The sequence below is a fragment of the Streptomyces sp. GQ60 genome, assembly GCF_059758875.1.
This window is the reverse complement of sequence record NZ_JCAXEG010000005.1, coordinates 337,142-355,945: the sequence shown is the minus strand read 5'-3', so window position 1 is coordinate 355,945 and position 18,804 is coordinate 337,142. Positions and strand designations below refer to the sequence as shown.

The 18,804-nt window shown below is 70.0% G+C and carries 14 protein-coding genes; 6 read left to right on the top strand and 8 right to left on the bottom strand.

Translation table 11 applies throughout. The features are described from left to right. Window positions 1-8: 8 nt before the first annotated feature. The 5 genes from AC6CKD_RS15690 to AC6CKD_RS15670 all read right to left on the bottom strand — a co-directional run bounded on the left by AC6CKD_RS15690 (window position 9) and on the right by AC6CKD_RS15670 (window position 7,641). Entirely contained in the window at window positions 9-935 is a 927-nt protein-coding gene (locus AC6CKD_RS15690) for a carbohydrate ABC transporter permease (protein ID WP_478688131.1), read from the bottom strand. A 12-nt stretch (window positions 936-947) separates the two neighbouring features. After that, window positions 948-1,892 (bottom strand): carbohydrate ABC transporter permease, encoded by a 945-nt coding sequence (locus AC6CKD_RS15685; RefSeq protein WP_498327912.1) that lies wholly within the window; start codon window positions 1,890-1,892, stop codon window positions 948-950. 43 nt (window positions 1,893-1,935) lie between these two features. After that, entirely contained in the window at window positions 1,936-3,387 is a 1,452-nt protein-coding gene (gene ngcE / locus AC6CKD_RS15680) for an N-acetylglucosamine/diacetylchitobiose ABC transporter substrate-binding protein (protein ID WP_498327911.1), read from the bottom strand. 305 nt (window positions 3,388-3,692) lie between these two features. Next, window positions 3,693-6,422: an aconitate hydratase AcnA gene (gene acnA, locus AC6CKD_RS15675; RefSeq protein ID WP_498327910.1), complete on the bottom strand. Its 2,730-nt coding sequence runs from the start codon at window positions 6,420-6,422 to the stop codon at window positions 3,693-3,695. Between the two features lie 139 nt (window positions 6,423-6,561). Further along, window positions 6,562-7,641 carry a LacI family DNA-binding transcriptional regulator gene (locus tag AC6CKD_RS15670; RefSeq protein WP_498327908.1) on the bottom strand — a complete coding sequence of 360 codons (1,080 nt, stop codon included), beginning with the start codon at window positions 7,639-7,641 and terminating at the stop codon, window positions 6,562-6,564. A 92-nt stretch (window positions 7,642-7,733) separates the two neighbouring features. On the opposite strand from AC6CKD_RS15670, the gene AC6CKD_RS15665 reads away from it, so the two are divergent. Next, window positions 7,734-9,695 carry an amidohydrolase gene (locus AC6CKD_RS15665; RefSeq protein ID WP_498327906.1) on the top strand — a complete coding sequence of 654 codons (1,962 nt, stop codon included), beginning with the start codon at window positions 7,734-7,736 and terminating at the stop codon, window positions 9,693-9,695. A gap of 79 nt (window positions 9,696-9,774) precedes the next feature. Here AC6CKD_RS15665 and AC6CKD_RS15660 read toward each other — a convergent pair whose 3' ends face one another. After that, window positions 9,775-10,644, bottom strand: a complete 870-nt coding sequence (locus AC6CKD_RS15660) for a haloalkane dehalogenase (RefSeq protein WP_498327905.1) — start codon at window positions 10,642-10,644, stop codon at window positions 9,775-9,777. Window positions 10,645-10,741: 97 nt separating this feature from the next. On the opposite strand from AC6CKD_RS15660, the gene AC6CKD_RS15655 reads away from it, so the two are divergent. From AC6CKD_RS15655 to AC6CKD_RS15645, 3 genes are all read left to right on the top strand, one after another. Further along, window positions 10,742-11,233: a MarR family winged helix-turn-helix transcriptional regulator gene (locus AC6CKD_RS15655; RefSeq protein ID WP_498327904.1), complete on the top strand. Its 492-nt coding sequence runs from the start codon at window positions 10,742-10,744 to the stop codon at window positions 11,231-11,233. A gap of 57 nt (window positions 11,234-11,290) precedes the next feature. Next, a complete protein-coding gene (locus AC6CKD_RS15650; protein WP_498327902.1) occupies window positions 11,291-12,820 on the top strand; it encodes a helix-turn-helix domain-containing protein in 1,530 nt (509 codons plus the stop codon). Between the two features lie 250 nt (window positions 12,821-13,070). Next, window positions 13,071-13,949 (top strand): trypsin-like serine protease, encoded by an 879-nt coding sequence (locus tag AC6CKD_RS15645; RefSeq protein ID WP_498327901.1) that lies wholly within the window; start codon window positions 13,071-13,073, stop codon window positions 13,947-13,949. Window positions 13,950-14,011: 62 nt separating this feature from the next. Here the strand turns inward: AC6CKD_RS15645 and AC6CKD_RS15640 are convergent, their stop codons facing one another. Continuing rightward, window positions 14,012-14,659, bottom strand: coding sequence for an ADP-ribosyltransferase (locus AC6CKD_RS15640; protein WP_498327900.1), 648 nt, complete (start codon window positions 14,657-14,659; stop codon window positions 14,012-14,014). A gap of 293 nt (window positions 14,660-14,952) precedes the next feature. Here AC6CKD_RS15640 and AC6CKD_RS15635 point away from each other — a divergent pair, with 293 nt between their 5' ends. Both AC6CKD_RS15635 and AC6CKD_RS15630 read left to right on the top strand, forming a co-directional pair. Next, the gene (locus AC6CKD_RS15635) at window positions 14,953-15,555 is read left to right on the top strand and encodes an excalibur calcium-binding domain-containing protein (RefSeq protein ID WP_498327898.1); all 603 of its coding nucleotides are present in this window, start codon (window positions 14,953-14,955) and stop codon (window positions 15,553-15,555) included. 128 nt (window positions 15,556-15,683) lie between these two features. Continuing rightward, window positions 15,684-17,087: a cytochrome P450 gene (locus AC6CKD_RS15630; protein WP_498327897.1), complete on the top strand. Its 1,404-nt coding sequence runs from the start codon at window positions 15,684-15,686 to the stop codon at window positions 17,085-17,087. Window positions 17,088-17,153: 66 nt separating this feature from the next. Here AC6CKD_RS15630 and AC6CKD_RS15625 read toward each other — a convergent pair whose 3' ends face one another. After that, window positions 17,154-18,731: an MFS transporter gene (locus AC6CKD_RS15625; protein ID WP_498327896.1), complete on the bottom strand. Its 1,578-nt coding sequence runs from the start codon at window positions 18,729-18,731 to the stop codon at window positions 17,154-17,156. Between the last annotated feature and the right edge of the window lie 73 nt (window positions 18,732-18,804).

Genomic DNA, 18,804 nt, shown 5'->3' with positions numbered 1-18,804 from the left:
GAGCGGCGCTACTTGAGCGTGGCGGAGGTCAGGCCCGCCTGGATCTGCCGCTGGAAGGACAGGTAGACCACCAGCATCGGGATCATCGCGATGGTGACGCCGGCGAACAGCACCGGCAGGTCCGTCTCGTAGCCCATCTGGTACTGCAGCTGGATCAGGCCCTGGGTGAGCATGTAGCGCTCGGGGTCCGATCCGGTCTGCGGCTGCATCAGCACGGACGGCAGGATGTACTGGTTCCACTGCCCCAGGATGTTGAATATCCCGACGCTGATCAGGCCGGGCTTGGCCATCGGCAGCATCACCTGGAAGAAGATCCGGGTGTGCGAGGCCCCGTCGATCACCGCCGCCTCGTGCACGGCCGTCGGCAGCGTCCGGAAGAACGAGTGCATGAAGAAGACGGTGAACGGCATCGAGTACGCCACGTACACCAGGATCAGGCCCTGGTACGAGTTGAGCATGTCCAGCCGCTTCACCATGAAGAACAGCGGGACCAGCGCCAGGAAGACCGGGAACATGGCCCCGCTGACGAAGAAGTAGTAGATCGGCCGGTTGCCCTGGAAGGGGTAGCGGGCCAGGACGTACGCGGCCATCGAGCCGAGCAGCATCGTCATCGGGACCGAGAACACCATCACGATCAGCGTGTTGGCGAAGTAGTCCCCGATGCCCTTGTCCCAGGCGCGCCCGAAGGCGTCGAACTCCCAGTGGGCCGGCCAGCTCAGGGCCGAACTGCCGATCTGCACGTCGGTCTTGAAGGAGCCGAGCACCAGCCAGATCAGCGGCAGGACGATCAGTATCCCCCACACGGCGAGGAAGCCGTGCGAGAAGACGTTGAGCACCATGCCGTCGGAACCGCTCTTGCTCCCGCGAGGCTGCCCGGTGGCGGCGGAGCGCTTCTCGGCCGCCGCCTCGCCCGGTGCTTTGATCACAGTGGTCATCGTGGTCTCCCGCTAGAACTCGACGTGCTCGCGGCGAGTGGCCCGCAGCGTGATGGCGGAGAGGATCAGGGTGAGGACGAGCATCACGACCCCCATGGCGCAGGCGTAGCCCGCATTGCCGAAGTAGAGGAAGTTACGCATCAGCACCGTCGCCATGACCTCGCTGTGGTGGTCCGGTCCGCCGCCGAACTGGCCCGAGGTCATGGTCGACACGAGGACGAACATGTCCATCGCGGCGATGCCCAGATAGACCGCGGAGGTCTGCACAGAATCCCACAGCAGGGGCAGCGTGACCTTGAAGAAGGTCTGGGCGCGCCCCGCGCCGTCGAGGAGTGCGGCTTCGTAGATGTCCTTGGGCACGGACTGCATGGCCGCCGAGAACAGGACGAGGTAGAAGCCGACCCCGTGCCAGACGACGACGAGCAGCAGGCACCAGAGGACGAAGTTGGGCTCGTTGAGCCATTCGATGGGGTGGGCCGGGTCGACCAGGCCCAGTTTGGTGAGGAAACCGTTCAGCAGGCCCCCCTCGTCACTGCGGTACACGGCTCCGAAGAGCACCGCGAGGATGGCGAGGGAGAGCACCTGCGGGAAGAAGTAGATCACCTTGTAGAGGGCGGAGCCCGCCACTCCCTGGACTCCGCCGGCTCCGCTGCGCCCGCCGGCGTTCAGCATGAAGGCGAAGAACAGGGCGATGAAGATGGTGACCGTCGGGACGAACACCAGGAGCAGCAGATTGTTCAGCAGCGCGCCGCCGAAGACCTCGTCCTTCAGCAAGGCCGAGTAGTTTTCCAGCCCGACGAAGTCGAAGGTCGGTGACTGACCCGTCCAGTTGGTGAAGGAGTAGCCGAACGTCTGAATGTACGGCCAGATGACAAAGGTCAGGTACAGCGCAAGGGGCAGGATGAGGAAGCCGGCGATGAAGCCGCCCCGCCCCTTGCTGTTCGCTACATGGCTCATGGTGTCCGTCCCTGGTGTTTCCGGGTGCCCGGTGGACGCGGTGTCAGCTGCGCTTGTTGTTCTTGGCGTTCGGGTCCTCGGTCGCCTTGTTTACCGCAGCCTGGGCCCGCTTGATCCATTCCTTGGGCTGGATGCGCTTGGCCATCAGCTCATTGGACGCGTTCTCCAGCTCGGTGCCCATCGCGCTGTACCAGTCGGAGTACCGGTAGTTGAACGTGTTGTCCCCGGCCCCCTTGAGGGCGGCGACGGCCGACTGGGTGCCCGGGCGGAGCTTGACCGTCGGGTCCACGCCGTCCTTGAGGACGGTGAGGGAGTTGGCCTGCTGGGCGAAGAGGGTCGACCACTCGCGGGACAGCATCGAGCGGAGGAACTCCAGGCCGCCGGCCTTGTTGGCGGCCTTCTCCGGGACGATGAAGGGCTCGCCGGCACCGGCGCGGATGGCCTCGAAGGGCAGCTTCGAGTCGGGCAGCACCGGCATCGGCAGGAACTGCATGTCGAAGTCGTCCGGGGTCTGCTTGAGCTGCTCGTTCTCCAGCCAGGAGCCCGAGGTGATGAAGGCGGCCTTGTACTGGTTCCACTGGGTCTGGGACTCGGTGTGCGTCAGGCCGTTGGTGCCCGGCATCAGCAGGTCCTTCTCGACCAGCTCGTAGATCGCCTCGACGGCCTCCAGCGCGACCGGGTTGTCCGCGAAGGCGTTCGGCTCCAGGTTGTCGATCGCCTTCATGGCGTCCAGGCCGCCCTTCTTGGCGATCAGGTCCATGATGGCGACGTTGATGTAGTAGGGGTACTTGCCCTGGTGGGCCAGACCGCCGATGCCGGCCGCCTTGGCCTTCTGACAGATGTCCATGAACTCGGCCCAGGTCTTCGGCGCGGTCCAGCCCTTCTCCTTGAAGAGCTTGCCCGAGTACCACAGTCCCCAGACCGTGTAGACGTACTGCAGCGCGACGAACTTGCCGCCGACCATGCCGCTTTCGACGGTCCCGGGCATCAGCGTGTCCCGGACCTTCTTGCTCGGGTCGTCGAGCGACGGGGCGTCGAGCACCACGGCGAGGTCGGTGAGCTGGTTGCCCTTCACGAGCACGTCCAGCTTGATCTGCTGGGCGCCCGAGTCGTCGACGACGTCCGGCGGGTTGCCGCCGTTGAAGCGCGGCTGCAGCTTGGCGGTGATCTCCTGGGTGGAGAGGTGCGAGGAAGTGGTGCCCCACTTCTTGTCGAACGCGGCTTCCCAGGCCTTGGCGTACTCGTCGCCGTAGCCGCCCTTGAAGACGACCACGTCGAGCTTGCCGCCCTTGGCGACGCCGAACGGGTTCTCCTTGGTGACGGCCACCTTGGACTCGTTGCCCTTGGTCGTGTCGTCGGAGCCGGAGGCACACGCGGACAGGAAGCTCATCGTCGGTACGGCGATCAGGCCGAGTGCCGCGGAGCGCTTGATCAGGTCCCGGCGGCCGAAGCCCTCACCGTTGCTGTTCTCGCCGTGGGCGGAGGTGGATCCCATGCTCAAGTCCTCGCCTTCGTCAGAAGTGTGAAGGAGGAAGGAAAGTGCGACTGCTGCCGCCCAGCGGACATCACCGCAGGTCCCCGCCGTCCCCCCGTCCGGAGCCGCTCGTTTCACGGCGACTCGGACGGGCACAGGTATAGTCCACTTCCGCTCCTGTGAGCAAGATCATGTACCGGTATGGGCCTCTCCTTTTCCGAGTTGAGACCTCACCGTCACCTGAGCCGGACCGTCGGAGCCGCCCGCAGAAACGGAAGGGCCGTACCCCCTTAACGGAGGTACGGCCCTTTGGTGCCGGTATGCGCTTAGCCGCGGATGAGGTTGCGGAGCACGTACTGCATGATGCCGCCGTTGCGGTAGTAGTCGGCCTCACCCGGGGTGTCGATGCGGACGACCGCGTCGAACTCCACGCCGGTGTCGGTGGCGACCTTGACCGTGCGCGGGGTGGTGCCGTTGTTCAGCTCCTCCACACCGGTGAAGGAGAAGGTCTCCTCGCCGGTGAGGCCCAGGGAGGCCGCCGTGGCGCCCTCGGGGAACTGCAGGGGCAGGACGCCCATGCCGATCAGGTTGGAGCGGTGGATGCGCTCGTAGGACTCCGCGATGACGGCCTTGACGCCGAGCAGGGCGGTGCCCTTGGCGGCCCAGTCGCGCGACGAGCCGGAGCCGTACTCCTTGCCCGCCAGGATGACCAGCGGGATGCCGGCGGCCTGGTAGTTCTGCGAGGCGTCGTAGATGAAGGAGACCGGCGCGCCCTCGACGGTGAAGTCGCGGGTGAAGCCGCCCTCGGTGCCCGCCGCGATCTGGTTGCGGAGGCGAATGTTGGCAAAGGTGCCGCGGATCATGACCTCGTGGTTGCCGCGGCGGGAACCGTACGAGTTGAAGTCGCGGCGCTCGACGCCGTGCTCCGTGAGGTACTTGCCGGCCGGGGTGTCGGCCTTGATCGCACCGGCCGGGGAGATGTGGTCGGTGGTGACCGAGTCGCCCAGCTTCGCCAGGACACGGGCGCCCGAGATGTCGGAGACCGGGGTGGTCTCCATCGTCATGCCCTCGAAGTACGGGGGCTTGCGCACGTAGGTGGACTGCGGGTCCCACTCGAAGGTGTTGCCGGTCGGGATCGACAGCGCCTGCCACTGGGCGTCACCCGCGAAGACGTCCTGGTAGGACTTGCTGAACATGTCTTCGCCGATCGCGTTCGCGACGACGTCGTTGACCTCGGCCTCGGAGGGCCAGATGTCCTTCAGGAAGACCGGGTTGCCCTCGGTGTCGATGCCGATGGCGTCCTTGGTGATGTCCACCTTCATGGAGCCCGCGATGGCGTACGCGACGACCAGCGGCGGGGAGGCCAGGTAGTTCATCTTGACGTCGGGGTTGATGCGGCCCTCGAAGTTGCGGTTGCCCGAGAGGACCGAGGTGACCGCGAGGTCGGCGTCGTTGATCGCCTTGGAGATCTCCTCCTCCAGCGGACCCGAGTTGCCGATGCAGGTGGTGCAGCCGTACCCGACGAGGTTGAAGCCCATCTTGTCGAGGTACGGGGTCAGGCCGGCCTTGTCGAAGTAGTCGGTGACGACCTTCGAGCCCGGGGCCAGGGTGGTCTTGACCCACGGCTTGCGGGCGAGGCCCTTCTCGACGGCCTTCTTCGCCACGAGCGCCGCGGCGACCATGACGTAGGGGTTCGAGGTGTTGGTGCACGAGGTGATCGCGGCGACGGTGACGGCGCCGTGGTCGATCTCGAAGGAGGTGCCGTCGGCCAGGGTCACCGCGGTGGGCTTGGTGGGCACACCGTTGGACGCGGCCGGGGAGTCGGACGCCGGGAAGGACTCCTTGCCGGACTCCTCGTCGTCGGAGACGTAGTTGCGCACGTCCAGCGCGAACTGCTGCGAGGCGTTCGCCAGGACGATGCGGTCCTGCGGGCGCTTCGGGCCGGCGATGGAGGGGACGACCGTGGAGAGGTCGAGCTCCAGCTTCTCGGAGAAGTCGGGCTCGGCGGCCGGGTCCAGCCACAGACCCTGCTCCTTGGCGTACGCCTCGACGAGCGCGACCTGCTGGGCGTCGCGGCCGGTCAGACGCAGGTACTTCAGCGTCTCCTCGTCGATCGGGAAGATCGCGGCCGTGGAGCCGAACTCCGGCGACATGTTGCCGATGGTGGCGCGGTTCGCGAGGGAGGTGGCGGCGACGCCCTCACCGTAGAACTCGACGAACTTGCCGACGACGCCGTGCTTGCGGAGCATCTCGGTGATGGTCAGCACGAGGTCGGTGGCGGTGGTGCCGGCCGGCAGCTCGCCGGTCAGCTTGAAGCCCACGACGCGCGGGATCAGCATGGAGACCGGCTGGCCGAGCATCGCGGCCTCGGCCTCGATGCCGCCGACGCCCCAGCCGAGCACGCCGAGGCCGTTGACCATGGTGGTGTGCGAGTCGGTGCCGACGAGGGTGTCGGGGTACGCCTGGCCGTTGCGGACCATGACCGTGCGGGCCAGGTGCTCGATGTTGACCTGGTGGACGATGCCGGTGCCCGGGGGGACGACCTTGAAGTCGTCGAAGGCGGTCTGGCCCCAGCGCAGGAACTGGTAGCGCTCCTTGTTGCGGCCGTACTCCAGCTCGACGTTCTGCGCGAAGGCTTCCTTCGTGCCGAACTTGTCCGCGATGACCGAGTGGTCGATGACCATCTCGGCGGGCGAGAGCGGGTTGATCTTCGCCGGGTCGCCGCCGAGGGCCTTCACGGCCTCGCGCATGGTGGCGAGGTCCACGACGCAGGGGACGCCGGTGAAGTCCTGCATGATCACGCGGGCCGGCGTGAACTGGATCTCCTCGCTGGGCTGGGCCTGCGAGTCCCAGTTTCCGAGCGACCGGATGTGGTCGGCGGTGATGTTCGCGCCGTCCTCGGTACGGAGCAGGTTCTCCAGCAGGACCTTCAGGCTGTAGGGAAGGCGGGCGGAGCCCTCGACCTTGTCCAGCTTGAAGATCTCGTACGACTCGTCGCCCACCTGCAGCGTGCTGCGGGCGTCGAAGCTGTTCGCCGACACGACAGTCTCCTTCATGCATGAATTCGCGCGTATTGCCGCAATCCTGCCGCGAGGCACTCTGGCCTTTCCGCTAAGGTGAGGCTAAGTTAGGTAACCCTTACCAGCGGGGCGGCTGCGGCACGTCCGGGGCAGATATCTCGATGTCGAGATAACTCTAGTACATGCCAGGGGGGCGGGACGAGGTCCGCACCCTCAGCCCCGCCGGTACCGTCAGCCGCCCAGTGGATTCCGCATGTCCGGATTCGATGAGCTTGACCAGGGACGAAACCGCCGATTCGGCGATCCGCTCCGGATCGAAGGTGACGGTGGTCACGGCCGGTTCGTTCTCGGCGTACGCCGGGTCCTCACTGGCGCAGACCAGCAGCAGGCCCTTCTCCCCCGGACCGGCGCCCGGACCGGGGCCGGGGACGGCGATCCCGTGGCGCGCGGCGGCGGCCAGTACCTGACGGCCTCCCGGGTCGTACACGCAGTAGACGGCGTCGGGCCGGTCCGGCCCCGCGAAGTCGGAGTCGAAGGCGTGGCCGGCCCCGTCGTTGGGGTCGAAGGGGATCACGAGCGGAGCGCGGTGCCGCTCGGCGCACCAGTGTTCATAGGCTGACGTGACGGCCCCGGTGTAGAACTCCCGGCCGTAGCCCGCGTGCAGCGCGATCCGCCGGGCCCCGGAAGCCGCCAGGTGGTCCAGTACCTCGCGGGTGGTGGCGGTGTGGTCGTTGTCCACCCATACGTCGGCCGGGCGCGGATCGGCCGGGGGCCCGTCGAAGACCACCGGCAGCCCCCGCGCCCGCAGCGCGCGCAGCACCGGGTCGTCGACCGGGCTGTCGAGCAGCAGCATCCCGTCCACCGCCAGGGTGTGCCACAGCGGCTCGGCGCCGCGGTCGGCGGGCAGCGTGGTCAGGGCGTAGCCGTGGGCGTGCGCCGCCGAGGTGGCGGCGATGAGCAGCCGGGCGTAGTAGGCGATCCGGGCGAAGTCCCAGGCGAAGCCGGCGTACGTGGTCACCGCGATGCCCAGGCTGCGGTTGTGCGGTCCGCGCCGGGCTCCGTAGCCGAGGGCCCCGGCCACCTCGCGCACCCGGCGGCGGGTGGACTCGCCGAGGCGGCCGGTGCCGTTGAGCGCGTGCGAGACGGTCGCGGTGGAGACCTCGGCGGCGCGGGCGATGTCGGCGAGGGTCGGACCGGGCACCGGCGCGGGCGGCGGCATCGGGACGGGGCCGGAGTCGTGAAGGGGGGCGGGCACGGCGCCATCGTACGGATTTCGTCGCCGGAGACGGCTTCTGGTTAAGCCCTTAATCAAACAGCGTCCTGGCCACGCCAACGTTTGGAGTGCGCATGCAGTCTTCTCCTTCCCCCCGGTCCCCGCTGTCCCCCGGCTCCCCCGGCTCCCCCGCCTCCCCCGTGTCCCGCCGGGGGCTCCTCGCGGCCGCCGGTGCCGCGGGCGCGGCGGGTCTGCTGGGCGCGGGGTCCGCCACTGCCGCCTCCGCCGCACCCGCCGGCGGGCGCACCTCGGCCGCGCTGGTGATCCGCAACGCCTCCGTGTTCACCGGGACCGGCCGCCGGGGTCCCGTGCGGGCCGTCGCGGTCGGCCGGGACGGGAAGATCCTGGCCACCGGGACCGACGCCGCGCTGCGCCGGTACCTCGGCCGGGACACCGAGGTGGTCGACGCCGGCGGCAACACCGTGATGAGCGGCATCCACGACGGCCACGTCCACCCGCTCGGGGCCGGCGAACGCTCGCTCTCCCCCTCGCTGGAGAGCGCGGAGACCAACCCGGCCGAGCTTCTGGAGATCCTGACGGGCTTCCTCGCCGACACCGGCGGCGCGGGCGCCGAGCCCGACCGCTGGCTGGTGGTGGAGGACTGGAACCCGGTCGGGCTGCTCCCCGTGGGCACCGCTCCGCACCACTCGGTGCTGGACGCGCTCCCGACCCGGCGGCCGGTCGTCCTGATCGGCGGCGACGGGCACAACTGCTGGGCCAACCAGCGGGCCCTGGACATCGCCGGGATCACCGCGGCCACGCCCGACCCGGTCGGCGGCAAGGTGGTCAGGGGCGCCGACGGGAAGCCGACGGGCGTCCTCAAGGACGACGCCCAGGGGCTGGTGAGGCGCCTGATCCCCGAGCACACCCGCGCCGAACTGGTCGCGGCGTGCGCCGAGGTGCTGGGGCTGGCGGCCGCGTCCGGGATCACCACGATGATGGACGCCCTGGTCGGGCGCGACGAACTGGAGCTGTACCAGGCCCTCTCCGCGGCGGGCCGGCTGCCGCAGCGGATCGTTCCCGCGATCCGGCTCGACGCGGACCAGGCCAAGGACCCGGCGGGCTCGCTGGCCTACGCGCGGGGCCTGCGGCGGGAGTTCGAGGGAGTGCGCGGGCTCCGCTTCGGGATGATCAAGGTGTTCCTGGACGGCGTCATCGAGTACCCGGCGCAGACCGCCGCCCTGCTGGAGCCCTACCTCGACGGGAACGGCAAGCCGACCGCGAACCGGGGCGAGCTCTACACCTCGGCGGCGGACTACGGCCGGCTCAGCGCCGCCTTCAACCGGGCGGGCTGGCAGATGCACGCCCACGGGCTCGGAGACCGTGCCGTTCGTACCGCTCTGGACGGGTACGCGTACGCCCGCGAGGTGACGGGGCAGCGCGACGCCCGCAACGCGGTGGCGCACCTCCAGGTCGTGGACCCCGCGGACCTGCGGCGCTTCGCGCGGCTGGGGGTCGCGGCGTGCATGCAGCTCCAGTGGGCCACCCGGGACACCTGGACGGTGGACGCGCTGCTCCCCTACATCGGGCCGGAGCGGCACCGGTGGCTGTACCCGGCGCGCAGCCTGGAGAAGGCGGGCGCGCGGCTGGCGGGCGGTTCGGACTGGCCGGTGGACGCCCTCCAGGTGTGGAACCAGCTCCGCACGGCGATCGACCGTCAGGGCGCGGAGGGGGCCGGTGCGCTGTACCGCGAGCAGGAGGCGCTGAGCCGGGACACCACGCTGCGGATGCACACGTCGGGGACGGCGTGGCAGCTCCGCCAGGAGGAGCTGACCGGCACCGTGGAGCCGGGCAAGGCGGCGGACCTGGTGGTCCTGGACCGGGACGTGACGCGCTGTCCGGTGGCCGACATCAGCGGGACGGGCGTACGGATGACCCTGGTCGGCGGCCGTGTGGTGCACGACGCGGATGCGGCGTCGGGCCGGGCGGCTGCGGCCCGGCTGGCCCGCGCCGCGGCGGCGGGCGCGCGCCCGGCCTCGTACGCGTCGGTCCACGGCGGTGGCGGCAAGGGCCGGCACCACGCCTGCGGGCACTGACGCGGCTCCGGGGCGGGGACTCGGGAGGGGCCCCGCCCCGGAGCCGCCCGGGAGCCACCCCGGCGCCGCCCCCGGCCGCTCAGCCCGCAAGGCCGTGGCGTGCGGCCCAGGCCGTGACGGCGGCGGCGATCTCCTCGGGCCGGTCCTCCGGGCAGAGGTGGGCGGCGGCGCCGCAGTACTCGCTCTCCAGCGCGGAGATGTTCTCCTCGCTCCACGCGACCAGTTCGGGGCCGACCATGAGGGCGGGCGAGCCGTCGAAGTGGAGCAGGAGCTTGGGCACCTGCGGGCTGGCGGCCAGCCAGGCGTCGTACGCCTCGACCCGGGCGACCACGTCCGCCGGTTCGCCGCCGATCGGCAGGGAGCGGGCCCACCGGAGCAGGGGGAGCCGGCTCTCGGGGGTCGGGTACGGGGCGGCGTAGACGGCGTGGTCGGCCTCGCCCATCGGGTTCAGCACCGTCTTGCCGATGCTGTCCTCGATGAAGAGGTTCCGCTCCAGGACCATCTCCTCCCCCACGCCCGGGGCGCGGATCGCCTCGAACCGGGCACGGGCGGCGGGCGGGTACTCCTCCCAGGTCATCGGCCGCAGGATCGTCTCCATGAAGGCGAGGCCGCGGACCCGCTCCGGGCGGCGGGCGGCCACGTCGAAGGCGAGCGCCCCGCCCCAGTCCTGGCCGACGAGGACGAACGCGTCGAGGCCGAGCGCGTCGAACCAGGCGTCGAGGTAGCGGACGTGGTCGGCGAAGCGGTACGCGCCGCCGGGCTTGCCCGAGCGGCCCATCCCGATGAGGTCGGGGGCGAGGGCGCGGACCCGGCCGCCGATCCGGGGCAGTACTCCGCGCCACAGGTGGGAGGAGGTCGGGTTGCCGTGCAGGAAGACGAAGGGGACGCCGTCGGGGGCGCCCTGCTCCTCGTAGTACATCGTCGAGTCGAGCACGTCGATGACGGGCATGCGAACCATCCGTTTCAATTCGTTTGGGCCACAAACGTTTGTGACACGAACGAACTTAAATCGTTAGTGCCCCGAACGCAAGGGGTACGATCCCGGCATGACCACGGAAGAGGACCAGGGCGCCCCCGCCCTCCCGGCGCGACTGCGCGAACTGCCCAGCCGACTGCTCTCGCAGGCCTCGGCCCACGCCACCCGGCTCGTCACCGAGGGACTGAGTGGGGCAGATGCCCGTAAATGGCACTACGCGACGCTGGTCGCCCTGGAGGAGTTCGGGCCGGCGAGCCAGGCGGCCCTGAGCGGCCGCACCGACATCCACCGCAGCGACCTGGTCTCCGTCATCAACGAACTCGCCGAGCGCGAACTGGTCGAGCGGACCCCCGACCCCGCCGACCGGCGGCGCAACGTCATCACCCTCACGAGCGCCGGCCGGCGCCGGCTGCGCAAGCTCGACCAACTCCTCGCCGCGGCCCAGGAGGAGCTTCTGTCCCCTTTGTCCGCGACGGAGCGGGAGCAGCTCGTCGGGCTGCTCGGCCGGCTCGTCGCGCACCACGCACGCGGCGGCCCCACGATGGGAGCTGACGACCGGTAACACCCGTCTGCCCCACCCAGCGCGAGCGGCATCTCATATCTGAGATACGGTGCATCCATGGCAGACGACTACCTCGCACGCATCGGCAAGCTCATCCGTGACGCCCGGCAGCACCGGGGCTGGACACAGAGTCAGCTCGCGGACGCCCTCGGCACCAGCCAGAGCGCCGTGAACCGGATCGAGCGCGGCAACCAGAACATCAGCCTTGAGATGATCGCGCGCATCGGGGAAGCCCTCGACAGCGAAATCGTCTCCCTGGGCTACGCCGGTCCGATGCACCTGCGCGTGGTCGGCGGCCGCCGCCTGTCCGGCGCCATCGACGTCAAGACGAGCAAGAACGCGTGCGTGGCCCTGCTGTGCGCCTCGCTGCTCAACAAGGGCCGTACGGTCCTTCGCCGGGTCGCCCGCATCGAGGAGGTCTACCGCCTCCTGGAGGTGCTGAACTCCATCGGCGTCCGCACCCGCTGGATCAACGACGGCGTCGACCTGGAACTCGTACCGCCGGCCCGCCTCGACATGGACGCCATGGACGCGGACGCGGCCCGCCGCACGCGCAGCATCATCATGTTCCTCGGTCCCCTCCTGCACCGGATGGACCACTTCAAACTGCCCTACGCCGGCGGCTGCGACCTCGGCACCCGCACCATCGAGCCGCACATGATCGCCCTGCGCCGCTTCGGCCTGGACATCACCGCGACCGAGGGCATTTACCACGCCCAGGTCGAGGCCGGCATCTCCCCGGACCGTCCGATCGTGCTGACCGAGCGCGGGGACACCGTCACCGAGAACGCGCTGCTGGCCGCCGCCCGGCACGACGGCACCACCGTCATCCGCAACGCCTCCTCCAACTACATGGTCCAGGACCTGTGCTTCTTCCTGGAGGCGCTCGGCGTCCGGGTCGACGGCGTCGGCACCACGACCCTGACGGTCCACGGCATCCCGAACATCGACGTGGACGTGGACTACTCCCCCTCCGAGGACCCGGTCGAGGCGATGAGCCTGCTGGCCGCGGCGGTCGTCACGGAATCCGAACTCACCATCCGCCGGGTCCCGATCGAGTTCATGGAGATCGAGCTCGCGGTCCTGGAGGAGATGGGCCTCGACCACGACCGCTCCCCCGAGTACACGGCCGACAACGGCCGCACCCGCCTGGTGGACCTGACCGTCCGCCCGTCGAAGCTCGAAGCGCCGATCGACAAGATCCACCCGATGCCCTTCCCCGGGCTGAACATCGACAACGTCCCCTTCTTCGCCGCCATCGCGGCCGTGGCCCAGGGCCAGACCCTGATCCACGACTGGGTGTACGACAACCGCGCGATCTACCTCACGGACCTCAACCGCCTCGGCGGCCGCCTCCAGCTCCTGGACCCCCACCGCGTCCTGGTCGAGGGCCCCACCCGCTGGCGCGCCGCGGAGATGATGTGCCCGCCGGCCCTGCGGCCTGCGGTGGTCGTCCTCCTGGCGATGATGGCGGCCGAGGGGACCTCGGTCCTGCGCAACGTCTACGTCATCAACCGCGGCTACGAGGAACTGGCGGAGCGCCTCAACTCGGTGGGCGCACAGATCGAGATCTTCCGCGACATCTAGGAGACCTGAGCCCCCGTCGCTCCTTACGGGGAGCGACGGGGGCTCAGGCGTGGGCCGGATGCGCCGAGCGTGCCGGCGAGCGGTGCCGGCGAGCGGACCGCAAATCCTCTCAGCTTTCGCTCACGCAACAGGAGATAGGTCAAGCAACAGCCAAAGAACCCCGGCACTCTTGTCGCACGACCGCCCACACGCTTCACTGTCGATCACCCCACAGGAGAGCCCGAGCCCCCACGACATCGAAGGGTTTCCCTTGACTGCCGCACCCATACGCCTGAGCGCCGTCACCGGCGCGGCCTGCGCGCTCGTCCTCGCCGCAGCCCTGCCGTCCTCGGCGATCAATACGTACAACGCGACGCCCGCGCCGGAACGCACCGAGGTCGGCGCCCTCGTCGCCACCTGGGACGACGACGACGACCCCGCGACCCCCGACCGGGTGGACTGGGTCTGCTCCGGCACCATGATCGACGCGGACACGTTCCTGACGGCCGCGCACTGCACCACCGACTGGCCGGCGAACGTGAAGTTCTACGTCTCGCTCGACCAGGACGTGCAGGCCGGTCTCGACAAGGCCGCCGCCGCGCACCCCGGGGACCCCGCCGCCGTGGCGAAGGCCGTCGCCGTACCGGGCGTCGCCCACAGCCACCCCGAATACCCGGGCCCGGCCTCCGACGGCCACGACATCTCGGTCGTCGAGCTGCCCGCCGCCCAGGTGAAGGCCCGCTGGAGCTTCACCCCGGCGACCCTCCCCAAGGCCGGCGCGCTCGACGCGCTGGGTCCGCAAGGGCTCAACGACCTCTCGTTCTCCGTCACGGGGTACGGAACCGAGGAGGCCCTGCGCGGTCCGGGCGGCCACACGCACCCCGGCGGCGGCGTACGGATGAAGGCCCCCGTCGGCTTCAACGCGCTCAACAACACCTGGGTGCGCCTGGCCATGACCGAGCCTCAGGGCAACGGCGGTGCTTGCTACGGAGACTCCGGCGGCCCGAACTTCGCCGTGCTGAACGGCAAGTTCACCCTGGTGGCCACCACCATCACGGGTGACGGCCCGTGCTACGCCACGAACGTCTCCTACCGCCTGGACGCTCCCGGCGCCCGCGCGTTCCTCTCTCCGTTCGCCAAGCTGCCGTAGCCCGAGCCGCTTCCACGTCGAGTGCCGTCGGGCTCCCCACCCGGCGGCACCGACAAGGCTGATCAGCCCGGGTAGTTGGTGCGCCAGGGCTCGTAGTGCGGGTTGTCCTGGCATTCCTGCATGATCTCGATCTTCTTCACCGTGTCCACCGGGCAGACGGCCACGATGAACGAGCGCTCGATGCCGCCCGGGAAGGCCACCTCGACCTGGGAGGCGTACTTGTGGGTGTCGCCGATGGTCTGGTTGACGTCCACTCCGCCCGGGGCGTCGATGTAATAGTTCCAGCCGCTCTTCCAGGACTTGTACAGGTCGTGGTTGTACGTGGTGGAGACGTACGGGGAGGGCTGGTTGACCAGGACGTAACTCTCGATGTCGTACTGGCCGTTGAGGGTGTCCCTGGGCAGGAAGCCCTCCTCGAAGACCACCGACGGCGGGCGGCCGTCCGAGCGGTAGAGCTGCTTGCAGTTGATCCGCCAGGACGGGGAGGGGGTGATGCGCTCCACCTGCACGCGCTCGTCGGCGGCGGCGAAGAGGTGGTCCTGGACCCGGGGGCAGGAGTTCGCCGGAGCGGCCGCGTGGAGCGATGCGGGGGTGGCGGCGGGCGCGGAGGAGGGCGCGGACGCGGAGGCGGAGGCCGGGGGCAGCAGGGCGGCGGCGAGGGCGGTCGCGAGCACGGCGGCGCGACGGCGCAGGGCGCGAATGGTGATCATGGGCCCACCCTCGCGCCCTCGCTACGCCACCGCGGGCATCCTCACTCGATGGTGAGCGTGTCGCCGATCGCGTCGACTGCCTTTCTATCGACGCGAGTTGGTGGAGTAACGATCCTTCGGCGGGCACCGGCCCCGCGCACCCGCGATCCGCTCCGGTTCCCGGGTTTCCGGGTTTCCGGGTTCGGCGTACGCGCGGCCATGATCAACATATTCTGTGCCGGTTCGACTCGACAACGGCCATGGGGGGTCATATGTTCCAGCGAAGCACGCACCGGAGACGCGGGGGCGCCGTCATGACGGCGATGGCGGGTGCGGTCGTCCTGTCCCTCGCCGGCTGCGGGGGTACGGCCGCGACGGGTTCCGACAAGCCCGGCTCGACGCCCGCGCCGGGCGCGCCCTCCTCGGGCCCCGCGATGCCCGCGCTCGTCGGCAAGAACTCCTTCGAGGCCCAGCTCCTCGTCAAGAAGCTGTCCACCAAGCCGGTCGAGGTCCGCAGCGCCTACTCCGACGTCGAGCTGGCCGAACTCCACACGATGTGGCTGGTCTGCTTCCAGACCCCGGCGGCCGGGGCCCCGTTGCCGCCCGACACCGCCGTCGAAATCTCGCTCACCAACCCGGCCAACCCGTGCCCCGAGCAGGCCGGCGCCGCCCTGCGGCCCGTCAGGACCCCGACTCCCACCCAGACCCCCGGCTCCGGCAAGACGCCGGCCCCCGGTGCGACGGGCAAGGCGAAGCCGCCGGCGTCCTCCCCGACCCCGGCCCCCGCGCCCAAGGACGTCTCCTACAAGAACTGCACCGAGGCGAAGGCCGCCGGCGCCGCCCCGATCCGGCGCGGCCAGCCCGGCTACGGCAAGCACCTCGACCGGGACAACGACGGCATCGCCTGCGACAAGTAGCAGGAGGAGGGCCGAGAAGACGCTCCGGGCGCTGCGGCGATATTCGGCCTGATGCCCCGGCAGCCCTCGCCTCCGGTGGGCGCCCGCCCTCAGAATCGCCTTGTCGGCACAGTTCTGAGGGCGGAGCCATGGCAGCAGCGCAAGAATTTCGGACAGGGACCAGCGTCGGTACGGGGATACCCCGGCTGGAGGGCGCCCCGCTACTCGGGTCGCTCGCCGACCTGAAGTCGGACGCCCTCGCCACGTATCGGCGGGCGCAGCAGCGGCACGGTGACATCGTCCGGATCACGGCCGGTCCGCCGGGACTGCGCACCGAGCTGCACTGCGTGTTCTCGGCGGAGGGCGCACAGCAGGTACTGGCCTCGCAGGCGGCCAACTTCCGCAAGGACAACGCCCTGTACCAGGAGGTCCGCAACGCCTTCGGCAACGGCCTGCTCACCAGCCAGGACGAGGACTACCTGCGCCAGCGCCGGCTCGTCCAGCCGCTGTTCACCAAGCGCCGGGTCGACGGGTACGCGGAGGCCGTGGCGACCGAGACCGCTTCCACCCTCACCGCCTGGGAGGCGGCCCCGGACGGGATCGTCGACGTCGCCGACGAGATGATGACCCTGGCGCTGCGCGCCGTCTCCCGGATCCTCTTCGGCACCGACGTGGACGCCACCGCCGATGTCGTGGACCGGTGCTTTCCGGTCATCACCGCCTATGTGATGCGCCGCGGCTACTCCCCCGTCAACGTCCCCCGGGACTGGCCCACTCCGGGCAACAAGCGGGCGGCCGCCGCGATGGACGAGCTGTACGCGGTGTGCGACGGGATCATCGCCGAGCGCCGCCGTGTGAGTGAAGGGGCGGGTGCGGGAGACGGTGAGGACCTGCTGTCGCTGCTCGCCGCCGCGACCAGCGCGGACGACGGGGAGTTCGACGCCACCGAGCTGCGCGAACAGGTCCTGATCTTCCTGCTCGCCGGGCACGAGACGACCGCCACCTCGCTCGCCTTCTCCCTCCACCTGCTGGCCCGCCATCCCGAGCTCCAGGACCGGGCCCGCGCCGAGATCGCCGCGGTCCTGGGCGACCGGACGCCGGGGGCCGCCGACCTCGACCGGCTCCCGTACCTGACCCAGGTGCTCAAGGAAGCGATGCGGCTCTACCCGGCGGCCCCGGTCCTCGGCCGCCGCTCGGTCGCCGCGGCCGAGGTCGACGGGCACACCATCCCGGCCGGCGCGGATGTGATCGTCGCGCCCTGGGTGACCCACCGCCACCCCGACTACTGGCCGGACCCGGAGCGTTTCGACCCCGACCGGTTCACCCCGGAGGCCGAGGCGGCCCGGCCGCGTTACGCCTGGCTGCCCTTCGGCGGCGGCCCGCGCGCCTGCATCGGACAGCACTTCTCGATGCTGGAGTCGGTGATCGCGCTGGCGATGCTGCTGCGGGACTACGAGTTCGAGGCGGTGGACACCGAGATCTCCGTCGTCGCCGGGATCACCCTGCGCACCACGAGTCCGGCACGCTGCCGGATCCGTCGCCTGGGGGCGTAGGGCCGCCGCCCGCGGGGGCGGGCGCGGGGGCGGGCATCGGACCTCACCGGCGGATGAGCGGTGGTCTCACGGCTCCTCCTTCACCCCCGCGGCCCCCGCCGCCTCCGTCGGTTTGTGGTTGCCCTGGAGCCGGGCGATGTCCGAGGGCCGTACCTGGATGACGACCAGCGCGATCACCGCTCCGACCAGGGTGAACAAGGCCGCCACCACGAAAGCCGCGCTGATGCCCGAGGTGAGCACCTGGTCGCTCCACGGCTTGGGGAACTGCCGGGTGCGCGCGAAGAGCGCCTTCTGTTCGTCGGTGGCCGTACGCATGAAGCCCGCCACCTGGTCCTTGGCCTCGTTGCGGCTGGCCGTGCCGAAGACGGTCACCAGGATGGACAGGCCGAGCGAACCGCCGACCTGCTGCATGGAGTTGAGGAGCCCGGAGGCCGCGCCGGACTCCCGGTCCGGGACGTTGGACAGGGCCATCAGCGTGAGCGAGACGAACTGCAGGCCCATGCCGAGGCCGAAGAGCAGGAGCGGGCCGAGGATGCTGCCCAGGTACGTCGAGTGGATGTCGGTCTGCGTCAGCCAGGCGAGGCCCGCCGCCGAGCAGAGCGCTCCGGCGACCATGAAGGGTTTGGGCCCGAACTTCGGCAGGAGTTGTGAGGTGATTCCGGCGCCCACCGCGACCACGGCACTCACCGGGAGGAAGGCGAGGCCTGCGCGCAACGGGCTGAAGCCCAGCACGATCTGCACGAAGAGCGTGAGGAAGAAGAACATGCCGAAGATCGCGCAGGCCAGCATGAGCATGATCCCGTAGGTCCCGGCCCGGTTGCGGTCGGCGAACATGTGCAGCGGGGTGATCGGCTGCGGCGAGCGCTTCTCGTTGAGGATGAACAGGGTCAGCAGGACCACGGCGGCGCCGAAGGAACCGAGCGTCCAGCCGTCGCGCCAGCCGTCCTGCGAGGCGCGGATGAAGCCGTAGACGAGCGCGACCATGCCGGTGGTGGACAGCAGTGCGCCGGCGAGGTCGAAGTGTCCCGGGTGGCGTTCGGACTCGCGGATCACCTTCCGGGCGAGCACGGCGATGACCACCGCGATCGGGACGTTGACGAAGAGCACCCAGCGCCAGTTGAGCCATTCGACGAGCATGCCGCCCGCGAGCAGGCCGATCGCGCCGCCGCCCGCCGAGACTCCGGCGAACACGCCGAAGGCGCGGTTGCGGTCGGGCCCTTCGCGGAAAATGGTGGTGATCAGGGCGAGGGAGGTCGGCGAGGCGATGGCTCCGCCGACGCCCTGGAGGGCGCGGGCCGCCATCAACTGGCCCGCGTTCTGGGCGAATCCGCCCAGGAGGGAGGCCAGCCCGAAGAGCAGGACGCCGAAGATGAAGACACGTTTGCGGCCGAGGATGTCGCCGGCGCGGCCGCCGAGGAGCAGCAGGCCCCCGAAGGCCAGGGTGTAGGCGTTGACGACCCAGGAGAGGCTCTCGGTGGAGAAGTCGAGGGCGGTCTGGATGTGCGGCAGCGCGATGTTCACGATGGTGATGTCGAGGACGACCATGAGCTGGCAGGAGGCGATGACGAACAGTGCGAGCCCGTTCCCGCTTCCTCGGACCTTGCCGTCGGTCCCGTTTCTGGTCGGCGATGCGTTCCCGTCCACCCTCACGACGCTAAGCCCGCACCCAGAGGGTCACCACTCGAACGGGCTAGGTTATGTGACATTTTACATGTCA

What these genes read in the sequence shown, in the direction of transcription:
- AC6CKD_RS15690 (WP_478688131.1), bottom strand. Translation starts at nt 935, where the DNA reads ATGACCACTGTGATCAAAGCACCGGGCGAGGCGGCGGCCGAGAAGCGC.
- AC6CKD_RS15685 (WP_498327912.1), bottom strand. Translation starts at nt 1,892, where the DNA reads ATGAGCCATGTAGCGAACAGCAAGGGGCGGGGCGGCTTCATCGCCGGC.
- ngcE (WP_498327911.1), bottom strand. Translation starts at nt 3,387, where the DNA reads ATGGGATCCACCTCCGCCCACGGCGAGAACAGCAACGGTGAGGGCTTC.
- acnA (WP_498327910.1), bottom strand. Translation starts at nt 6,422, where the DNA reads ATGAAGGAGACTGTCGTGTCGGCGAACAGCTTCGACGCCCGCAGCACG.
- AC6CKD_RS15665 (WP_498327906.1), top strand. Translation starts at nt 7,734, where the DNA reads ATGCAGTCTTCTCCTTCCCCCCGGTCCCCGCTGTCCCCCGGCTCCCCC.
- AC6CKD_RS15660 (WP_498327905.1), bottom strand. Translation starts at nt 10,644, where the DNA reads ATGCCCGTCATCGACGTGCTCGACTCGACGATGTACTACGAGGAGCAG.
- AC6CKD_RS15655 (WP_498327904.1), top strand. Translation starts at nt 10,742, where the DNA reads ATGACCACGGAAGAGGACCAGGGCGCCCCCGCCCTCCCGGCGCGACTG.
- AC6CKD_RS15650 (WP_498327902.1), top strand. Translation starts at nt 11,291, where the DNA reads ATGGCAGACGACTACCTCGCACGCATCGGCAAGCTCATCCGTGACGCC.
- AC6CKD_RS15640 (WP_498327900.1), bottom strand. Translation starts at nt 14,659, where the DNA reads ATGATCACCATTCGCGCCCTGCGCCGTCGCGCCGCCGTGCTCGCGACC.
- AC6CKD_RS15635 (WP_498327898.1), top strand. Translation starts at nt 14,953, where the DNA reads ATGACGGCGATGGCGGGTGCGGTCGTCCTGTCCCTCGCCGGCTGCGGG.
- AC6CKD_RS15630 (WP_498327897.1), top strand. Translation starts at nt 15,684, where the DNA reads ATGGCAGCAGCGCAAGAATTTCGGACAGGGACCAGCGTCGGTACGGGG.